Source organism: Nostoc sp. NOS(2021), assembly GCF_017115025.1.
Taxonomy (GTDB): Bacteria; Cyanobacteriota; Cyanobacteriia; order Cyanobacteriales; family Nostocaceae; genus Nostoc.
The window spans coordinates 1-20,635 of the sequence record NZ_JABXKM010000024.1; the positions used below are offsets into that span (position 1 = coordinate 1).

The following is a 20,635-nucleotide window of genomic DNA, read 5'->3' on the forward strand; positions in this document are numbered from 1 at the left end:
TGTTTGTATATAGGTTTTATCATCAGTTAATGTCCTAACCTTCTTGTCCGTTGCTATAACTGTTGGCAGTTGGTCAAAATCACAGTAACTATCCACTCGAATATCCTGCCAAATCTCAGAAATCTGCTCCCCTGATTTGCCGACAGATAGGATTAAAGGATGATCAGGCACCAGAAAGTTCGGTATTCTATTTTTTTGGTATAGTTTTTGCCGTTCCATCTAGTAGTCTGTCAAGTTTAGGACTTACGCAAAACTAGACGCTGTAGGGGCAATTCATGAATTGCCCCTACGTAAAAATAAGGGTTTCAGCTATTGTTTGCGTAAGTCTTGAAGTTGAAGCGTCACCCGTTCGCGTAGCATCTTTGTCAGGAGAAGGGTAAGCACTAAAGTCCTGATTTTCTAAGCACTAAAGTGCTTACTACAAACCCTTCATTACTAGCTTGATAAAGTACTAGATGTCCGTAAAAGTACTACTACCAACCGTTCTGGTGTGGCGGTGACTCTTAATTGCGGGACAAGTGAGGGGGTTCAATGCTCCCTCATATCATATTCGTTTAAAGCCTTATTATTTAGGCTGACGCACAGAGATTTTAATGATAAGTGATTAGCCGGACTTGGTATCAAGCCTGGTACGTAGCGGGCGATCGTTAAGTATGAATGAAAGAAAGCACTCCCTCTGCCTCCCCTTCACCCTATAAAAGTGATTATTATTTTTATGTAGAGGAGATAATTTGTTTTCTGGAAGTCCCTTTCGTCTCTCGGTAAGGTTATTCTAAGTCCGAAGAAATCCTGAGAGCCATCAATTCTTCTGCTACTCTATTACTTAAAACATCAATCAATACTTGTGTTTAGCTAAACATCCCTCCGTTCAGTAACGCTTTTTTCCTTTGCGATGTCTTAACAAGCGTCTATTGTGGGCATCATAATCCCAAGGCGAATAAATTAGCTAGCAGCCAGAAAACTCTTTGGCAGCAAGTTTTTTATCTACAACTATAATATCGACCGATGGCAGATAGTTTTAGACGTGATCTCTTTGTTTCTCGATCTAGTTTGTACACTGAGTTGATTTTGGGATGCCTACAAATTCAATTGGGAGTAATTTGTAGCGTAGGTATTTGGACATTATCAGAAGCTAAGTTACAAGCTGCCCAAGCACATCAGACCTGGAAATCACCTTCAGAATTGACCGAGCGAGAGCGAGTCACCAAAGTAAATCCTGAGTTAGCAGAGCAATACTCAAAACTTAGAACTCACAGAGATGTCGGAGCAGGGGCTTGGGCCGATAGTGCAGCCTCTTCTCTGCCAACAAGTCCGCGAGCGTTTGCCTTTGCCAAGCAAGAGGGCGAACTGAACTTTGGTGACTTAGAATTTTCGATGCCGCTCCCCTATCGATTAGAGCCAACACCTATTTTGATGGCGGCACCCGAAAACTTCAATCCTGATCTGCGATTACCGCCAGTTTTACCCGAACCACCGCAGAATTCTAGCCCACCAACAACTTCCACCGAACCAGGAACGCCGGACGCAGTTTTGGAAAGTATTCATACGGATTATCGCTATGACACAGACAACTTTGGCCACACCAATTTTTTCCTCGAACCAATGGTTGAGTTTCGATTGAGTAATGGTAATAAAATATTTTTCAAGACAGGTTTTAACTTCTTTGAGCAACGCGGTGTTGAATCAATTACGAATTTTCCTTTGCAAGTTGGATGGCAAGGAAAAATTGGGCAAGTGACTCTGCAAACAGCAGCCGGAGTTGATGTGTTCAATCGTTTACCTACAGCTATCAATCTCAATGCTAGGGTTGAGGCTCCCATTTCGCCGCCGCAAGTTTCGCCATCAGGTCAATTGCTATCAGTAGTAGTACTATCAGGTAATTTAGAACAAGGGCCTTATAAATCCAATGCCCGAACTTTAGGCAATCAAATTACTGCTTGGCGATTTGGGCCTGATTTATACTGGCAGATTGACCGTGACACCAGCTTGCTTTCGTCATTGCGTTTAGGTAGTTACAACGATGGTAATTCCGAGGTGCAGTCTTTTAGTAGATTAGAACGCAAGTTCGGACAGTTTTCTCTGGCAGCTAACTTATTCACTTGGAGTTACGATCGCAATTTAGAACGCACAAGTGGCTATTTTTCTCCACCAGATTTTCTAGTTTACAACGGTGAGGTGGCTTGGGAAGGAGATATTGCTAATTTCTTACGCTGTCGCCTTGCTGCCAACTTAGGACAGCAGCGACTTAAAGGACAATTTGACAACGCTAATATTTATCAAACGCGCTGTACGGTAAAGCTGTCGCCCAATATAGAAGCAGACTTGGGCTATAGCTTTAGTAATGTCCGCAATCAAGATACAGGGGGAAGCGCCTACAGTGGTAATTCCTGGACAGGACAGTTGCGGGTCAAATTTTAGGAGTCAATTCCCAATCCAAAATCTAAAATCCAAAGTTCAAAATGGTATACGGCTGAAGAATGAAAGCACCATTACCTGATAACGAAACACAGCGAATCGAATCTCTTTTGCAGTATAAGATCCTCGATACTCGTTCGGAAGCTGCCTTTGACGACCTCACCCGTTTAGCCTCATATATTTGTGGAACTCCCATTGCCTTAATCAGTTTAATTGATAGCGATCGCCAGTGGTTCAAGTCAAAAGTTGGAATGGATGCTCTAGAAACACCGCGAGATGTGGCATTCTGCGCCCATGCTATTATGCAACCAGAAGTTTTTGTTGTGCCTGATGCCACAGAAGACGAAAGGTTTGCTACAAATCCGTTAGTCACCTCTGACCCGAATATTCGGTTTTATGCTGGTGTACCGCTGATTAACCCTGAAGGATATGCACTAGGAACACTTTGTGTAATTGACCATGTAGTAAGAAACCTGTCTCCAGAACAAGTTGAAGCATTGCGAATGCTAGGTCGCCAGGTAATCAAGCAACTAGAAATGCGGCGCAACTTAGCAAGTTTGGTATTGGTAAGTGATACACGCAAACAGCCACAGAAGGGACGCAAACAATTTTTAAAAAAGCTTGGCGCAGGGTTTGGGTTGGCGTTGGCAATTTTAGTCCTGATTGGCACGTTATTCTATCCGAATACGGAAGTGTTGATTAATACTAGTACAAGGTTGAACAACACCCAACTGAGAATCAACAGCTTGCAAGAACTGCTGTCTAACATCAAGGATGCTGAAACGGGACAACGCGGTTATATACTCACTAGACAGGATGCGTATCTAAAACCATATCAGACAGGAATTACCAAAGTTGCTCCCGAAATTAAGCAGCTAAGAAAATTAACAGCAGATGATCCGAAGCAAGTGAGTCAACTCAACACCCTTGAACCCCTGATTGCAGTAAAACTCAACGAACTGAAAAAGACTATCGACTTGCGCCAGAATTTCGGATTAGATGCTGCATTGGAGGTAATAAATACAAATCAGGGAAATAACTTAATGAGTGATATTCGCAATATCATTCGTGAGATGCAAAACAAAGAGACAGAAGAACTTCAGCAGCAGTTAAAAATCACCAAAAGTAGTACTCACAGTATTCTTTTGACACTTGCGATCGCTATTTGCCTAAGTTTTATCATTCTGGCTATAGTCTACTACTTCATTTATCGTGAGGGAAAAGAGCGTAAATTAACAGACGAAACACTCAAACAAGAACGCAACTTTATCTCAGCAGTCCTTGAGACAACCAGCGCTTTGGTAATAGTTCTTGACCCTAAAGGACAAATCGTTCGCTTCAATCAAGCTTCTCAAGAAACCACTGGTTACTCATTTGATGAGGTGAGAGGAAGGCATTTCTGGAACTTGTTTCTAGTTCCTGAAGAAATTGGGCCGGTTAAAGCAGTTTTTGAGCAGTTGCGATCTGGTGAAGCGCCCAACGAATACGAAAACTATTGGGTAACGAAGGATGGCAGTCTGCGGCGCATTGCCTGGGCTAACACTATTTTGCAAGACCATAAAGGCGACGTTGAATATATTATTAGCACAGGTATTGACATCAGCGATGTCTACGAGGAGCTTCGCTTACGCAAACGAACTGAACAGCATCTCAAAGCACAGTATGTTACAACCCGCGTCTTAGCAGATTCTACTACAATCAACGAAGCCATGCCCCAAATCCTGCAAGGAATCTGCGAAAGTTTAGGATGGGATTTGAGTGAATTTTGGATGGTAGATCCGCAAGCAAATATACTGAGTTTTTTAGATATATGGTATAAAATATCTATTGATATGCAAGAATTTGACATCCTAAGTCGGCAGACCACGTTTGCACCAGGAATTGGGCTGCCCGGCCTTGTCTGGGCTAGTGCTGAACCTGTTTGGATCGCTGATGTCGTTAAAGATCAGAATTTCATCCGCTCTGAAATCGCTGCCCAAGCAGGACTGCACGGAGCTTTCGGTTTTCGCATCCGTAGTGGTAAAAAAATCCTCGGTGTCATTACCTGCTTTAGCCATGAGATCCAGCAAGCTGACCCAGGTTTGGCAAAAGTCATGAATTCTATTGGGGAGCAAGTAGGCCAGTTTATTGAGCGCAAGCAGGCAAAAGAAGAACTCCAACGCCAAAACTTGCGATTGCAACTATTTACTGAAATCACCCTGAAGATTCGTCAGTCTTTGCAAATCAAAGAAATTCTCCAAATCACTGTCACCGAGGTACAAAAAATTCTCCATAGTGATCGAGTTTTGATTTATCAACCTTTGGCAGATGGATCTGGAGCCACCGTGGTTGAGGCAGTACTTTCTGGCTGGCTGGCAATTAAAGAGAAAAAGCTCATCGATGCTTACTTTCAAGCAGAATACATACAGCAGTACCATCTACAGCAGTACCGTCAAAGACGGAATTTGGGGCTTGCTGAATTGGATATAGTTGAAGCCCAAAAAAGCCATATCGAATTACTGCAACAATTTGGAGTCAAGTCCAATTTGGTCATACCCATTCTTGTCAAAGAAGAACTCTGCGGTTTGCTGATTGTCCATCAGTGTGGCGGTTCCCGCCACTGGTCTAGCTTTGAAACTCATCTTTTACGGCAAATCGCTGACCAAGTAGGTATTGCTTTAGCCCAAGCCCAAATGTTAAACGCCGAAACTCAACAGCGACGAGAACTCGAAATTGCCCGTCACCAAGCTGAATTAGCTTCTCAAACCAAAAGTGCTTTTTTGGCTAACATGAGCCATGAAATTCGGACTCCGATGAATGCTGTGTTGGGGATGACAAGCTTAATGTTAGAAACTCCCCTCAACTCGGAGCAACGGGATTTTATGGAAACAATTCGCATTAGTGGAGATGCCCTCTTAAACCTGATCAACGAAATTTTGGATCTGTCCAAACTTGAGGCTGGAGAAATGGCACTAGAAACTCTAGATTTTGACTTATCTACCTGTGTAGAAGAGGTGTTGGAATTATTGGCTCCCTTGGCTCATAATAAGGGATTAGAAATTGCCGCGTTGATCTATGATAACGTTCCCACCCACCTTCAAGGCGATGCTGGCCGCCTGCGGCAAATTCTCATGAACCTGATCAGCAATGCGATCAAGTTCACCAGCAATGGAGAGGTAGTACTACGAGCAGAATTGCGATCGGAAAACTCTACTACAGCCACCATTTATTTTGCCATTACAGATACCGGTCTTGGCATTACCCCTGAAGACCAATGCAAACTCTTTACCCCATTTACCCAAGTAGATGCTTCCACCACCCGCAAATATGGCGGCACAGGTTTGGGATTAGCCATCTGTAAGCAACTGGTGAGCTTGATGGGAGGAGAAATTGGCGTAGAAAGTCGGTTGGGGAAAGGATCTAAGTTTTGGTTTGAAGTAACTCTCGCCAAGCAACTTCAACCTATTTCCTCAGAAAGCGATGGCGAACTTTTGCTCAATCGCCGCTTGTTAATAGTGGATGATAATGCTACTAATCGCAAAATCATCCACTATCAAGCTACTCGTTGGGGGATGCTGGTGGATCAGGCTGCTTCGGCTACTACTGCCCTCAAAGCTATTCAGGAAGCCGCCAAACAAAAAAATCTCTATGACGTTGCTGTGATTAATATGCAGATGCCAGAAATAGATGGCATGACTTTGGGAGAACAAATTAAGACAAATTCAGCGATCGCTGGGCTATCTTTGATTATGCTTACCTCTACTAATCAACGCGATGAAATCCAACGGGCGCTAAAAATAGGATTTGCGGCTTATTTGGTCAAACCTGTTAAGCCGTCCCGACTCCTTGATACCATCATGACTATCTTAGGAACGCAGCTGGAAGAAGAAACAGGTGTCACGAGTCACAAGTCAGAAGTCAGAATTCAGGAATTAGGACTGAAAAATTACGAAAACAACAGCAACTATCATTCTCCTGGCTCCCGGCTCCTGCCTCCCGACTCCCCCAGACTTAGAATTCTCGTAGCTGAAGATAATCTGGTGAATCAGAAAGTTGCCTTGAAGCAACTCCAAAGCCTGGGCTACAGTGCTGATGTCGCTGGTAATGGCAAAGAAGTTTTGCAGTTATTGGAAAAAATTCCCTACGATTTAATTCTGATGGATTGCCAAATGCCAGTTCTCGACGGTTTAGAAACCACAAAAGAAATTCATCGTTGGCAAGAAAGCTACTTTGCCAGTGGTCGTCGTCCTGTGGTAATTGCAATGACAGCTAATGCCATGAAAGAAGACCAACAAATGTGTCTAGATGCCGGAATGGACGACTATCTGAGCAAGCCAGTAATGAAAGAAAAATTGGCGGCGGCGGTAGAGCGTTGGGCAAGTGTGATATTTAAAGCAAAAGAAACAGCTGCCACAGACCAGACAGTTTCTACGACAGATGCAGGTTCAGTTGACCTCCTAATTGATTGGGAACGTTTGCATCAGCTCTCGGAAAACAACCCAGAATTTGAATTGGAACTACTGCAAATGTTTGTTGAAGATATTCAACCTCGTCTAGAGGTAATTAAAATAGCGATCGCTGCTCATGACTTTCAGGAACTAGCGCTCCAAGCCCATCAAATTAAAGGTGCTAGTGCCAATATGGGAGCTACAACTATGCATCTGGCAGCAGAAAAACTAGAACAATTCGCTCGCAAACAAGAGCGTCGAGGTACTACTAACTTCATCTCAGAATTAGAAGAGTTTGTTAAATGCATCCAAGAATTTTTAATCAAGACTCCTAACTCCTAACTCCCCATTACCCCTTATCCCCAGAGGGGGCCCCACCTTCCCCATTCCCTTCATAGGTAACTTTAATAATATTTACTAATAAATAAACAGCAACGATTATCTCCTGTCGGCTCATAACTCAAATTATCGGCAATGGCGGACATGATTTTTAAACCACGACCGCGCTCTTGCTGATTCTCTTCAAGTTCAGATGTTTGTTGCAATTGCTGCTCTAAGTCACAGGGTTCGCCTTGAGACCAGATGCGAATTTCTATGTATTCATCTAACCGCACAGCTTCTATTACAATAGGAGTTTCAATAGGTAAGTTTTTGTGGGCATGTTCAACAATGTTAGTAAAGCCTTCCATCAAAAGTGTTTGACATTGCCACCAAATTTGTTTATCGGGAATAGGTGGTTGATTCATCTGCTCGAACCAAGACAACACTTGAGGTGAAGCTGTCAGGTCTGTGTTGACTTTTAGATAAATTTTCTTATTCACTTCTTAACCAATAAAATATTTTGAGATTATTATATTCAGTAATTAATTTATTGAAACATAATTCAGGAGTCAGGAGTCAGAATTCAGAATTAATTCTGATCTCTAGCAGGGAACAGGGAACTCTTAATAGGGAACTCTTAACAGGCTTGAAAGTCTCTTGGTGTCAGTGTTTTCTGATTAGCTGATGTCAACCGCTACCTGGCAACTGCTATAAAAAGCGGATAGCGCAGTGTCTGAATCCCCCACGAAGAGTGATTCTGACGCCAAGCCGCAGAGCAATCCTAAGCTCCGCTCCTGAATTCTGACTTCTTCTTCAATTAATTTGAGTATTTTTACTATACATTAAAAACTAAAATGCATATAAGTTAAATTAAAGCAACTATTTACTTAATAAACTGTAATTTATGTTTAAAATTCTGGTTATTGATGATGACCCTATCGTGCGAACAGTATTGAAAAGAACACTCCAAAAGCAGGGTTATGATACGAGTGTAGCCAGCAATGGCGAAGAAGGAATTACACAAGCACAACTGCTACGTCCGGCTGTGATTATCTGTGACTGGATGATGTCCCAGCTAGATGGGTTAGAAGTGTGTCGTCGAATTAGGGCACATCCAGAGTTGGCAACTACTTTTTTTATTCTATTGACGGCTAGGGGAGCAGCTCCAGGAGAGGAGGAAGATAGAGTTAGGGGACTTGACGCTGGAGCAGATGAGTTTATTTCTAAACCAATAGAGATGAATGAATTCAAAGCACGGGTAAGAGCAGGATTAAGGTTACACCAGCTGAATCAGGATTTACAAAGTCAAAAGCGAGCTTTGGAGACACTCAATCAGGATTTGCAAACCCAAAAGCAAATTTTGGAAGCAGAATTGGCTGAGGCAGCTGATTATGTGCGATCGCTTTTACCCTCACCGCTTGTAGGAACAGTAACTACAGAAAATCTGTTTATTCCCTCAGCACAGCTAGGGGGTGATTGCTTCGATCATCATTGGATTGACGAGGATAATTTGGCAATTTATTTGTTAGATGTATCAGGTCATGGGGTGGGTTCAGCCCTCCTATCTGTATCCGTGCTGAATGTTTTGCGATCGCAATCTCTACCAAACACTAACTTTTGTCAACCAAGTGAAGTCCTGAAAGCCCTAAATCACGCCTTCCAAATGAGGAAGCACGGTGATAAATACTTCACAATTTGGTATGGAGTTTATCACCGCCTTAAACGTCAACTCATTTATGCTAACGCCGGACATCCACCAGCCTTACTGTTATCTAATACCTCTACGAACAGCATCGAAGTTAAACGGCTAAGTTCTTTAGATTTACCAATTGGCTTTTTACCTGATGTCCAATTTGAGGATGCTGTTTTTGATATCAAAGAAAACAGCACTTTATACATCTTTAGTGATGGTACTTATGAAATTAATCAGTCAGATGGTAAAATTTGGGGTATTGATGCTTTTATTGACTTACTAACCGAATACAGCCAGCAAGATACGTATAACCTAAATCAACTCTTAGCAAAGATTCTCACCTTAAATGCTCAAGATAATCTTGATGATGATTTATCTTTGGTAAAAGTTCACTTTGGTTAGTATAGTCAAATGTGCATATTTAATTTGGTATTGTCTAGCAACTTACTGTGTTGTTAATACTTGGCGATTGAACTCATCTTGGTCAGCAAATGTTTGAAAAATTCTATCCATTTTAGTCAGTTCAAACAACATCCTGACTTGATCGCTGATCGAACAGACAAAAAGTTTACCATTTGCAGTTCGTACCATTTGCATTGCTGATACTAAAGCACCTAAACCAGAGCTATCAATAAACTTTACTTCTTTAAGATCAAGCAACAAAATATCGGCTCCGTTGGCCACAATATTGCTAACTTCACGACGGAGTTCATTACCTCTAATACCATCTAAAATCCCAGATAATTCTAGTACTGTTACACTCAACTTCATGGGTTTATTTTTCCGATTATTTGGCTTGAAAACTATATATTTCTATTTTGGCATTGACCTAATGCAAACCGCAATAGATATAGCAGTTAGTACTCAGTCGAGTATGCCATTAAAAGGGAACTCTTAATAGGAGGCTTCAAGGGTTAAACCAGTGTTCTCGATCTAGTGAGGCACTCTGCCCTTGCGGTTTCCCGACTTGTTCCTTGCGCGTCTCCCCTTGAAAGAAGAAAGTGCCGTTAGCGAGTCTTGTCTACACACGCTGTTCACGTTCGAGCGTCAACTTTGTCCTTAGCGTAGTGTTAGCTCGGCACGAGCATCAGCTAACATTACCCAGAAGCAGGGACTTTGTGTCTAAAGTTTTCTACTAACCGTCAACAGTCAACTGTAGCTATTTAGCAGCTTGTTGGTTGCGTTTCATTTTCAATGCTAGTGCGATCGTTGCCAGCACACCAAGAACAGCATTAGGTTCTGGGACTGAAACCTGATTATCCACAGTTCCTGTTTTGTCAATGTCTACCAACATTTTTCCAGCATTGTCACTATAGAAAATATCATTCACAGCTAGGAACAAAAACTTCGCCGTGGTGGGAATCGTAAGTGTCGTCTTACCAAAGATACCAAAAACACCATCAAATAATGTTTGTTGACCGCAGGTTCTGTTAGAGTCGCTCAGGTTTGCACCACTACACATATAAGCATTTTTACCAGAGTCAAAGGTAGAGTCTGGGGAGGCGGTAGAATCAAACAAAGTGTTAGAAGTCCAGGTGTTCTGAGTGTAGCTATATTGATTGGCGTCTTGCTGATTCAGGGCTACATCATCAACCACACGTTTTTTATAAGATGTATCAAGGAGCTGATCTGAAGTACTGAATACCCCGATCATGTCGCTCCTTTCACCTGGACTCCAAACACTCGTGTTAAATGTACCAAAAATATTCAGGCTGATGGAGTCGCCACCTGTCAAACCCAAATCTGCTAGGGATATGGCTTTCGTGTTACCAGCAACAGTCTTCACACCTTGGTAAGAAGTTGTGTCAGCGTAGGTTTTCAAAAAGGTGTCTGTAGAATCGATTGTTAGGGATGCGGCTTGAGCTTTGTTAACGGTAGAGAATGCTCCTAGTCCTACTAGACTAGAAACCATTAAAGCACCCAGAAATTTTTTCATATTCTTGCATTCATTGCGTGTAAATCTATCTTAAGCAACAACCTAAAAAGCTTGTATAATTTTACACATTTTAGTTCAGTGAATTTTAGATAGATTTTATCGGGAAATTTCGGAAGTTCACAGTATTTTTACTTAAGATAGCTAACCTATTTTTTACCTTTTATCCAAAGTCTAATTCTTGATGACGTGTACCCTTAACAGGCGAACTAGAAAGACTGCCTTCAGTCAGCCTTGGCGACTGGAAGTCGCGGCTACCAGACAAAACCCACCTTTGCTTGCGGAATGCTACGCGAATGTGGGTTAAAAACTCTTGATTTATTAGTCCACGGAGGTGGACTTTGTTCGTGTAGTAGCGAATTCTATTCGCCTAATACTTTTGAAACATCCTCTGAGGCTTCTTTTGGAGGCTGCCAAACAGATGCACGGATGATAGCCCACAAAAGTAACAAGTTATAGATAGCCCATGCACCATTGAGTAAGTGAATCAAAGGATTATTTAGATCACCAATTGCAAAGTGGTAAAGGCTCAATAATATTCCTAGAATAGTGAGGACAAAGATAAGTATTTGGGGCCAAACCAATTGGAGATATACTCCAGATTGTCGCTGCTTAGGTGTTACTTGGAATTTGAGGCTACCCCCAAAAAACACACTTAATACAGCTTGGATAAACAAGGGAAATAAGGCGATCGCATATTGTTCAGATCGCCAAAGTTCTCTAGCTGGAATGCCCCAAGTCGCTGCGATAAAAGTCAAGCGGTTGATAATAAAAGCTGGTAAAAAGTGTAGGGCGAAATCAGGCCCGTAGGTTTTAACTGGAACAATGCCCGTAAAAAAATAGATAATTGGACAAGAAATAAAAACCAGAGTTGCAAAACCAGAGAAATAGCTATACATCGTCTTAAAATAGTGCAATCTTTGCCAAAAGGTTAGCCCTGATTTTGTGAGCGGATTTTCTCTCAGTAGTACTTGGATAGTTCCTTGTGCCCAGCGTAGCCGCTGTTTAAGAGTAGAACTCAGATCATCTGGCGCTAAACCTTCCGCCAAAAGTTCATTGTGATAAATAGATTTCCAACCAGCACTATGCAGACGCATAGCTGTATTCATATCTTCGGTAATGCTATTACTCGATATCCCACCAACTAAATCAAATTCATTTAAACTTTTTTCATCTTTGGTAAATTCCTCCGCAAAATTTTGCAGTCCTACACTAACTAATGCTTCACGCCTCAGTATCGCATTTGTGCCCGTATAGAAGGCGGCATTCATGCCATCTTTACCTTGTTGAAGTGGGCCATAAAATAAATTTGCTCGATGTCCAAAAGGATCGCCTAGAGGAATATTGTAAAAATCCTGGCGGGTCTGTACAAAAGCAATTTGATTCTGGTCGTATTTCCCAGTTGAAAGATTATAGGTGTAGAAAAAAGGCAGAACTCGCTTGAGAAATTGTGGCTTGGGAATATGGTCAGCATCTAGGGTAAGAATAAACTGTCCTGAAGTTTCTCCAGAAAAAATTGCATAATTGAGGTTCCCCGCTTTAGCATGGTGGGGCACACCATCTGGTTTCGGACGAGCAATGTAGCGAAAACGAGCGAGTTCAACTAATTCCAGTTCTTTCTTGCGAATAGCTTCTTCTAAGGCTTTGCGTTCGGTAATTAGGCGTTCGCGTAGCGTCTTTGCAGGAGAATCGCTAATACTTTGATGATCTGGAGATAACCAAAGTATAAGCGATCGCAGACTTTGCACAAATTCGGTAGCAAACTGGTTAATTACTAGTTCTGATGATGCTTGCAGCCATTGTTCTGCGGCTTGAATATTAGGTGTTAGATTTTCCAGTTTCTTCAGGCGCTGCAACAAACAAGAGTGTTCTGCATCAATTCGATCTGCTTCTTGTTGTAGTTTTGGTGACTGTAAATCCTCAATACACAATCTTTCTGCCATAGCCCGCATATCAGCCAAGTTGCCATCATCCAGCACATAAACCCGTAATTTTGTTGGCGGGTAATCTATTGCTAGAGCAGCTTTGGCAGTTTCTTCTACAATTTCGGGTGGCTCGTTGTAGCATGTTACAAACACATCCACTGTTGGCCAGTCGGATCTGGGTAGAAGCGGCATCATCTGGTCGAGAGACTTAATTTGTCGAACTAAAGGACGCCACAACCCAATTACAAACATTACGCCGCCCAAATAGCTATAAATTTCTGCTATTAGTAAAGGAATCGAGATCCAGAGCGCATCAAAATTGATGGAATGGGTAATGCGCCATTGCAAATACCAGATCCCGAAAATTAAATTTATTTCTGCCAAATAGCGAAATAACAGCGTTCTTTTTTTGAGTACCGAGCGGCTGTTACCAGAAAAGTTTGAGGAATTATCAATAATAGAAACTGAAGTCATATTAGTACCAGTAATTAATGTAAAAGACTAGTGCAGTTTGACAAAAACAATTATCTAGTGGGAAAAGTGCTGAGTTAGGAGTTGTTAAGAATTCTCTTTATTTCTAATTTCTACTGCCTCCGCTGCTCCCCTTGCTCCCCCTGCCTGCTGGCTATAGATTTGAAAGAATAAACAGGGATTTTGAATCAAGATATCTGAAGAAGAGTGAAAGTTACCGCATCATGTACAAGTATTCCCAAATACAACTGATTAATAACAAACACGGCTTTGTAATTACAGTAAGTTGCATTTCAATCAAGGTGTAATACTTTTTCGCAAAATATCCATTAAAAAGCAGAGTAAAAAGCTTTATGACTTCTAACTCTGCCGATTAGCTTACTTTTGTGGAGGTGTAACTGCTTCAATAGTGTTCAGTTCCAGTATTGTAATACCTTGTTATTTTGCAACTTTTGTACCAGTTATTAGCGGAGTATTTTCGCTACTTGAAACCCAGTAACTTCCAGAAGTATCAGAAATTAACTTGGTTCGTTGTCTGGCAGTGTTAGGTAAACCTCGCCCAGAATCTCCCTTAGTAACTTCTTGCCACCAAGGAGATTTCATGGTGGTAGTCGGACGAATTAGGGGTTGTCGATTCGTCACTTCGTATAGCAAAGATTGCAAAATCATACTGTTGGTGCTGCTGGTGAAACCAACTGCCGTTTTACCCGTGGTTTCATAGAAGCCCTCATAAAATCCAAGTAATGGATTATATAAGTCAGTCGTTCCTTGGAATAACTCTTGACTGTACTTGTTTTCTGGAAGCAAGGCATCATAGGCAAAAGCGACTGCTGTACTTACTAATCGCCCCTTTGGTACTAGTTTACCGTCATCTCCTAAAGCCACCCAAGACTCACTAATTGAGCTATGAACAGTGTAAGGTTTACGATCAATCAAGGTGGTGGCTGAGGCTGTGAAAATGCCCGTGCGACGGTAGCGTTCAGCTTGCGCCTGAAAAATTGGTTCAAAGAGCGATCGCATTTGTGGATCTAGTCCAAACTCCAGTGCATAGAGTAAGAAAGGATTGCTAACTGTGTATTGGTTAACTTTGGAATTAGTATCTGTGCGATGGCGTTGAATTGGCACTTTCAATCCCTCCACTGAGGCAGTTTGATATTCACCGCCAACAGCAGAACGCTCAACATTAAATCCCCATAATTGAAAAGCACGAGCTGCATATTCTTCATATCCCAAGCGGGTTTCGGGGTTGACGCGGGTCAGATATCGCCCATCTTGATCTTTGGTGACAGTAGCACTGGAGAGAATACCCTCGCGCACCACACGCAAGTATGACCAATCCAGCACAATTTTATCGACGGCAGCCGTGTATTCTGAATGACAAGTTTTTAAGTTGTAAAGCGCTGCCAGCATTCTACCTAAATCTAAAGCTGACCAACCGTTTCCTTCTGGGGCTGGATTTCCACCATAATCTATTGGTTGCAGCGATCGCGTATCATAACCCCGACTCGGCAACTCTCCAGCAAACAACGGTAACTTTGTCAAGGCTGCTAAAAGATGCCGGGTGCGCTGGTCAAATTCTTTCGGGGTAATTATATCAAGCGATCGCGCCGCATGGAGTGTTGCCAGATAATCTCCCAATCCCCAGAGAGTTGCGCCTTTGAAATCACTGCGATCGTCTATCAGCCCACTCTTGGAGTGATAATTTGCTTGAAAGTATCGCCAAGCCGCATCTGCATAACGCCGTTCAATAATCGTCAGTGGTCGATCTAGTTTCAGGTTAGATGATGGCTGGGGACTATCCACTGGTGGAATCGGTGCAACGGTCACTTCTATGACTTTAGAATTGTTTGCAGGGGTTGCGATCGGAGGTGTAACAGTAGAATTCGGTTGATTTGAAGGTGTTGCTGGAGAAGCATTTTCACTGGGCTTGCCAGTAGAATTCGGTTGATTTGAGGGTGTTGCAGAAGAAGCATTTGCACTAGGCTTGCCAGTAGACACACTTGCAGAAGTGGAAGCAATTAAAGGGTGATTTCCCCTAGCTTTGTAGTATAAAATCTCCAGAATTAACCCATTAGTATTACCTGTCAAAGCTTTATTGGGTTGTTTTGATTCTTCATAGATACCAGCATAGTAACCGCTATCATCAGGACTGCGGAGATCCTTGACTGCATCAAAAACCTTTTGGGCATAAGCATTATCTGGAAACAGATAGTGCCAGCCAAAAGCAGCTTTTGTGCTGAGGCTGCGAAACTGTGGATAAGGTTGATTGGCATCCGTGATTGTTGCCCAGGTTGCACCGTTGGCGTAGACGGTGTTGTAGAGAAAATAAGGCACTTGGTCAATATTATCTTCTGTAACCGCAGTCAACTGGCCTGTGGTATCAAAACGCCGTTTTTGCACATCTAAAACCCTGGCAGCAAAATCAGCTAACTGACCTTGTAAACCAAATTCAATCCCCTCAAGGATATAAGACTCACTAACAACATAATTATTAGCATTGGTGCTTTTAAAGTCACGGGTATCAACGGGAATTTGCACACCATTAATTTCGACTAACTTAAACGGTTCTAAAGAAATAGCCTTAGGTGCAGAGAAACCCCAAAGTCCATAGCCTCTAGCGCCGTATTCTTCATAGCCGAGTCGTCCTTCTTGCACTAGTAACGTTTTCTTGTCTGGGAGAACAGTAGCGCCAAAAAGTTGTCCATCTTTGAGCGATCGGGCCACCTGCCACTTTGCTATAATTCCTTTGAGCCAGTCATTATATTGAGGGTGACAGGTACGGATGACATCAAAGGCAGCCAGTATTCGCCCAACATCCAAAGCAGACCAACCAAGACCCCGCTCCACCGGATTATTGTTATAATCAACCATCTGTGCGGTAGCTGTGTTATAGACTTTATTTGGCAACGCATCTTCAAATAACTTCAGGCTGCTGAGAGTCGTCAAAAACTTATTGAGGCGGTTATCAAAGTCTGCTTGGTCAGTAAGATTCAACCATCGTGCAGCATTCAATGCCATCAGGTAATTACCCATATCCCAGAGTGTACCAGAAGGATAACCCCCAGTAGAATTGGTAAATCCCGTTGCTGGCTGATAATTTTTGACAAAATACTGCCAAGCACCACGAGCATAAGTTTGTTCCTCAGCTGTGAGCGGGGCTGTAATATTGCTACAGCTATTGGAATTTTGGGATAAAACTGGTGTCGGGATGTAGAACAACAATTGCAGAAATGTCCCAACTAGGAACAATGCAATCCATCTCAACAGCTTTTGTTGACGGGGTTTATATATCATATTGCAAAGAAGGAGTTAGGAGCGTTATAGCCCGTCTGTACAGTTATAATTCATAAATCGAGTTTTATCAGGTCTATTCTTTTCGTAATGGCTAATTTCCTCACAAGGGACTTCCAAATAAAAAAATATCTCAAAACTGACGCAAAAACCCTCTCTATTTCTCCTCTCTCTGTGTTCTCTGTGTCTCTGTGGTTCGTTTATTTGGATAATTTATTTCTTGGAAATCCCTAAGAGTAAAGGTTGGGTTATGTCTGTGACAGCAGTTGATCAGTTATATGCTTTGTATCCCCAAGTACACCGCCAAATTCTTACATTAGGAGAAATAAACCGATATTTGTCTGAACTTCCTTTTCAACTGTCCAAAGAGTTCTACGATTTGTACTTATCAACAAATGGCTTTGACCGAGTTATCCAATTTTTCGGATTCGGTAAGTTTTATTGCCTTTCTGAAGCCATTGAGACTTACAGAGCTTGTATTAGTGAGAGAGGCTACCGGGCTAACTGGTTTCCGCTCATGGCTCATGAGGAAAGCTTATTTATTGTTGTAGGTAGTTCTCAGCAAGAGATAGTATCGCCAGTTTTTAGAATCTTCCCAGATGATTTTGAATTGTACGCAACAGGAAATTCTGAACCTAGACTTCATTTTCCTAGTTTAACCGAGCTTTTGCTGGAGGAGGTTCAATCGTATTTAAGAGATTAAGAAAGAGTATTTTGAGAATGTGAGAAAACAACATGAGCAATTGTGATGCAAAACGCGCTATAACATCAAATTCAAAGAAAGCTTGCAGAAATCAGCCTTGATTTGGGATACGAATTACCAATAATTTGCACCCCCTACGAATTATTAGGAGATTAAGCTATGTGGCAAGATGAAATTTTAGATGAAATTCATAAAATTCGAGAAGAACACGCTAAATCTTTTAACTACGACTTAGATGCGATGTTTGCAGATTGGCAGCAAAAGCAAGCAGAAAGTGGAAGAGAAATCGTAAGCTTACCACCAAAGCACGGTTTAACAATGCGTTGGAGCCGACCGTCCAAAAATGATTTGTGAGTACCACAGGTTATCGGCGGCGGCTCAACTGTGCCATAACACACAGGGTTTTACATAGAAGACTAGGGCTTGGGAACTGTACCAGGGTCAATAAATCTGATCAATAGAAGGCGCGATCGCCCATACTAGATGGTAGACACCTTCGACCATAGGAGCCGTCTATGTTGCTACAAGAATTGAAGGAGTAGGTCTTCAAGCTACCACCCAGCGTAGGCGTAGCCCGTCGTAGACATCGCCTTGCACTGGTGAGCGCCATCATTGAGTCGTTGCAAGACACGCCAATTTCTGAGCCTTGAACGCTCTGGCGCGTAAGTTATGGTGTTCTGATAGCCCTTTTGATTGACTTCTGGCTCCTGACTCCTGCCCAAACGGTGAGCGGTTGTCCAACTTGCTTATAGAGCAAGCTCTCCAGAATTACACCATTATTGTTGGCGGTAAGAGTTTTATTCGGCTGATGCAGAGATTCATAGAAACCGTTGTACCAGCCATCTTTTGATTTGAGGTTGCCTTGGACAAAATCAAATAACTGGCGGGTATAAGCAGTGTTATAAAGTACATGCCAGCCGATCGCAGCTTTGGCACTAAGGAATCGCAAATCGTTGTGCTGTTTTCTGGTATCTGTGATGGTTGCCCAAGGTTCTCCGTTGACAAATAGGCTGCTGTAAACAAAGTATGGAGGGCGATCTAAGTTGTCTTCGGTAACGGCGGTTAATTGTTTTGTGGCCTCATAACGCGCTGCTTGAGCTGCTAAAATCCGATCAGCATAAGCTTTAGGCAAAGCTTGAAACCCAGTTTCGATACCATCTAAGATATAAGGTTCGCTAAGAACGTAGTTATTAGCTCCAGAGTTTTTATAGTCGCGGCGATCGTAAGGAATTCCCTGGCCGTAAAGATCAACAAAGGCAGTATGGGACTGATAATCCAAGGCTTGCTTAACATCCAAGCCCCAAAGCTTCAGACCATAGGCAGCATAATTCTCATAGCCCAAGCGACCTTCTTGGTTGTACTGTTCTTTGCCTTCGATAACGGCAGTACCGTACATTTGGCCATTTTTGGTTAGACGCTTGATTTGCCAATGTTTCCAAACTGCTGCTGTTTCTAGTCGCAACTGTGGATACTTTGCGCCAACAATTTTCAGCCAGATTGCCATCCTGCCCAAATCGATAGCTGACCAACCAATTTCTTCGCGTTTTTCTAGTTGACCATAATTAACAGGTACGAGGGTTTTTGCATTGTAGACCTTGTTGGGTAGTTCCCTTTTGTATAAAGGCATAGATGCCAGTGTTTTCAACATTTTGCTCATTTTGGCATCAAACTCAGCCGCAGGCACGATATTGAGTTCTCTAGCACTGACCAAAGCTGCGATCGCTGCTGTCTGATCCCACATACTTACGGAGGCGAAGCCATCAACGGAATTGACCAAGCCAGTTTCATCGTTCCAGTTGCGCTGGAAGTATGACCAAGCCTGATGAGCAGTTGTCGTTTCCTCTGGGGTCAGTTTTCCAACTCCAGGAGCAACATAGGGAATTATAGCTATTGTTAGTTGGTTCGTAGGAATGGATTGACCTGACAAAACTACAGATTTAGCATCAAGGCTGGCAACTATTTCAGCTTCTTTAGCACCAGAGACAGGGCGTTGGGGTTTCTGTGGTTGTACCAACTGCCGTGAAGCAGTTTGGGATGTTGATATTTCCGGTTTTTTTATAGAAGTTTTGGAAAGTTGCTTAGACCAAACATTTAAAACTGCGATCGCGATCGCAGCCGTAACTACTCCTCCTACAGAAGCTAGTATGGACAAGCTCTTAGGCGGCGGTTGAAAATCAGAACTCATACTGATTAAAGCCTCATCTTGTAAGTCAGCGTTGCTTGCGTAGTTTCACCAAATACATTCTTCCCAACTTTGATATCTAACTAACACCCAGAAGTTCACCTGACTTTTCACCGGATATGGAAGTGCGACTCCCGAAGGATTGTCAGATGTAGTGATCGTTACCCAAGCAACGCCTGTTTACCGCATGGCATCGCAAATTGCCAGCAGTCGAGACTCTCAACGGCTCCAGGGCAGTATTCCTCCAGCAAGAACTGCCTTCCCTTATAATTACTACAATAATAGAACTTACGCACTTTACAGATTGACCATCATCTGAATGATAGGCTTTTTAAGCTAAAAGTCTTGCCCTGCCTCGTTCCTGGGCTGCCGCCTGGGAATGCGATCAACTAGGCTCTGCCTCCCGTCAAACCAGGAGGCAGAGCCGGACACAAGAGCATTACAAGGCTAGAGCCTTGTAACGAGACGTAATTCACAGTTAGTTGTCTCTGTCAATGCGTAAGTCCTAAATAAAATAGTCACGCACCCGATCTTTGGAGTTCTAGTAGTGGGCTTATTTGATGATTTGAGTCGGTTTCTAGAAAACCGTTTAGAAGAATTCTTGCGTAATAATCCACATTTGGAGTTAGAGGCGCTGCTAGAACAGCTGCGTGAGCAAGAGGAAGACACATTAAAGCTGATCGCAGATTTACAATTGCAAGAGAAGCGATCGCAAGAAGAAATTCTCTCCACCGCTCAAGAAATTCAGCGTTGGCATATCCGTGTTCAAAAAGCCAAAAACGCTGGTAGAGAGGATTTGGCGACTGCTGCGGGTGAGCGAGAAGCAGCCCTGTTGCGCGAAGGAAATCAGCGCTGGGGACAGATGCAAGGGCTGAAAGAACGTATTAACCAATCTCAGGAACTACTACGGAAAATTCAGCAGCGGCGACAAGAGGTGCAAGCCAAAGCAGCCGTTGCACAAACAGCCCGTGCTAAAGCGCAAACTCAGCAGCATTTAGAAACCAATGGCTGGTCGAATCAAACTAGCAGTTATTCTGATGGGTTTGATGACTTAGAAGAAAAGTTTAGTCGCTGGGAAACCCAAGATGAGTTAGAACAAATGAAGCGGAATCTAGGGAAATAATCGCCAAGGCACGGGTAGAAGCCAGTTAAAAAATCTTACTCTCAACAAAGTCTAAGTTAATCGTATTAAGCCATGCTTTTTGATTAAAGTTTAGGCGTTGGCGTAGCCCGCCACAGCGAAAAGTCAGAGCGGCGGTTCCCGCCGTTGGCGC

14 protein-coding genes and 1 pseudogene are annotated in these 20,635 nt (G+C 42.7%); 8 read left to right on the forward strand and 7 right to left on the reverse strand.

The features are described 5' to 3' along the window. Positions 1-1,005: 1,005 nt before the first annotated feature. Both HWQ41_RS01645 and HWQ41_RS01650 read left to right on the forward strand, forming a co-directional pair. Complete coding sequence (locus HWQ41_RS01645) at positions 1,006-2,418, forward strand: hypothetical protein (RefSeq protein ID WP_292759374.1); 1,413 nt, start codon at positions 1,006-1,008, stop codon at positions 2,416-2,418. Positions 2,419-2,477: 59 nt separating this feature from the next. Beyond that, the gene (locus HWQ41_RS01650) at positions 2,478-7,184 is read left to right on the forward strand and encodes a response regulator (RefSeq protein WP_292759377.1); all 4,707 of its coding nucleotides are present in this window, start codon (positions 2,478-2,480) and stop codon (positions 7,182-7,184) included. A gap of 62 nt (positions 7,185-7,246) precedes the next feature. On the opposite strand, the gene HWQ41_RS01655 is transcribed toward HWQ41_RS01650, so the two are convergent. Continuing rightward, entirely contained in the window at positions 7,247-7,663 is a 417-nt protein-coding gene (locus HWQ41_RS01655; protein WP_292759380.1) for an anti-sigma regulatory factor, read from the reverse strand. A gap of 404 nt (positions 7,664-8,067) precedes the next feature. On the opposite strand from HWQ41_RS01655, the gene HWQ41_RS01660 reads away from it, so the two are divergent. Next, positions 8,068-9,258, forward strand: coding sequence for a SpoIIE family protein phosphatase (locus HWQ41_RS01660; RefSeq protein ID WP_292759383.1), 1,191 nt, complete (start codon positions 8,068-8,070; stop codon positions 9,256-9,258). Between the two features lie 42 nt (positions 9,259-9,300). On the opposite strand, the gene HWQ41_RS01665 is transcribed toward HWQ41_RS01660, so the two are convergent. The 4 genes from HWQ41_RS01665 to HWQ41_RS01680 form a co-directional block, all read right to left on the reverse strand. Next, positions 9,301-9,627, reverse strand: a complete 327-nt coding sequence (locus HWQ41_RS01665) for an STAS domain-containing protein (RefSeq protein WP_292759386.1) — start codon at positions 9,625-9,627, stop codon at positions 9,301-9,303. Between the two features lie 388 nt (positions 9,628-10,015). Beyond that, positions 10,016-10,792, reverse strand: coding sequence for a hypothetical protein (locus tag HWQ41_RS01670; protein ID WP_292759389.1), 777 nt, complete (start codon positions 10,790-10,792; stop codon positions 10,016-10,018). 359 nt (positions 10,793-11,151) lie between these two features. After that, the gene (locus tag HWQ41_RS01675; protein WP_292759391.1) at positions 11,152-13,188 is read right to left on the reverse strand and encodes a glycosyltransferase family 2 protein; all 2,037 of its coding nucleotides are present in this window, start codon (positions 13,186-13,188) and stop codon (positions 11,152-11,154) included. Positions 13,189-13,623: 435 nt separating this feature from the next. Then, positions 13,624-16,479, reverse strand: a complete 2,856-nt coding sequence (locus tag HWQ41_RS01680) for a DUF3131 domain-containing protein (RefSeq protein ID WP_292759394.1) — start codon at positions 16,477-16,479, stop codon at positions 13,624-13,626. Between the two features lie 247 nt (positions 16,480-16,726). Between HWQ41_RS01680 and HWQ41_RS01685 the strand changes: the two genes are divergently transcribed. From HWQ41_RS01685 to HWQ41_RS01695, 3 genes and pseudogenes are all read left to right on the forward strand, one after another. Beyond that, complete coding sequence (locus HWQ41_RS01685) at positions 16,727-17,179, forward strand: hypothetical protein (RefSeq protein ID WP_292759396.1); 453 nt, start codon at positions 16,727-16,729, stop codon at positions 17,177-17,179. 66 nt (positions 17,180-17,245) lie between these two features. Then, positions 17,246-17,335 (forward strand): annotated as a pseudogene (locus HWQ41_RS01690) (DNA-binding protein); the annotation flags it as partial. A 3-nt stretch (positions 17,336-17,338) separates the two neighbouring features. After that, positions 17,339-17,533: a hypothetical protein gene (locus HWQ41_RS01695; RefSeq protein WP_292759398.1), complete on the forward strand. Its 195-nt coding sequence runs from the start codon at positions 17,339-17,341 to the stop codon at positions 17,531-17,533. Between the two features lie 100 nt (positions 17,534-17,633). Here the strand turns inward: HWQ41_RS01695 and HWQ41_RS01700 are convergent, their stop codons facing one another. Continuing rightward, positions 17,634-17,810 carry a hypothetical protein gene (locus HWQ41_RS01700; protein WP_292759400.1) on the reverse strand — a complete coding sequence of 59 codons (177 nt, stop codon included), beginning with the start codon at positions 17,808-17,810 and terminating at the stop codon, positions 17,634-17,636. Positions 17,811-17,846: 36 nt separating this feature from the next. After that, a complete protein-coding gene (locus HWQ41_RS01705; protein WP_292759403.1) occupies positions 17,847-19,364 on the reverse strand; it encodes a DUF3131 domain-containing protein in 1,518 nt (505 codons plus the stop codon). Positions 19,365-19,503: 139 nt separating this feature from the next. On the opposite strand from HWQ41_RS01705, the gene HWQ41_RS01710 reads away from it, so the two are divergent. Together HWQ41_RS01710 and HWQ41_RS01715 are read left to right on the forward strand one after the other, a co-directional pair. Further along, on the forward strand, positions 19,504-19,680 hold the full coding sequence (locus HWQ41_RS01710) for a hypothetical protein (protein WP_292759406.1): 177 nt from the start codon (positions 19,504-19,506) through the stop codon (positions 19,678-19,680). 228 nt (positions 19,681-19,908) lie between these two features. Further along, positions 19,909-20,484: a TIGR04376 family protein gene (locus tag HWQ41_RS01715; RefSeq protein ID WP_292759408.1), complete on the forward strand. Its 576-nt coding sequence runs from the start codon at positions 19,909-19,911 to the stop codon at positions 20,482-20,484. Positions 20,485-20,635 lie beyond the last annotated feature (151 nt).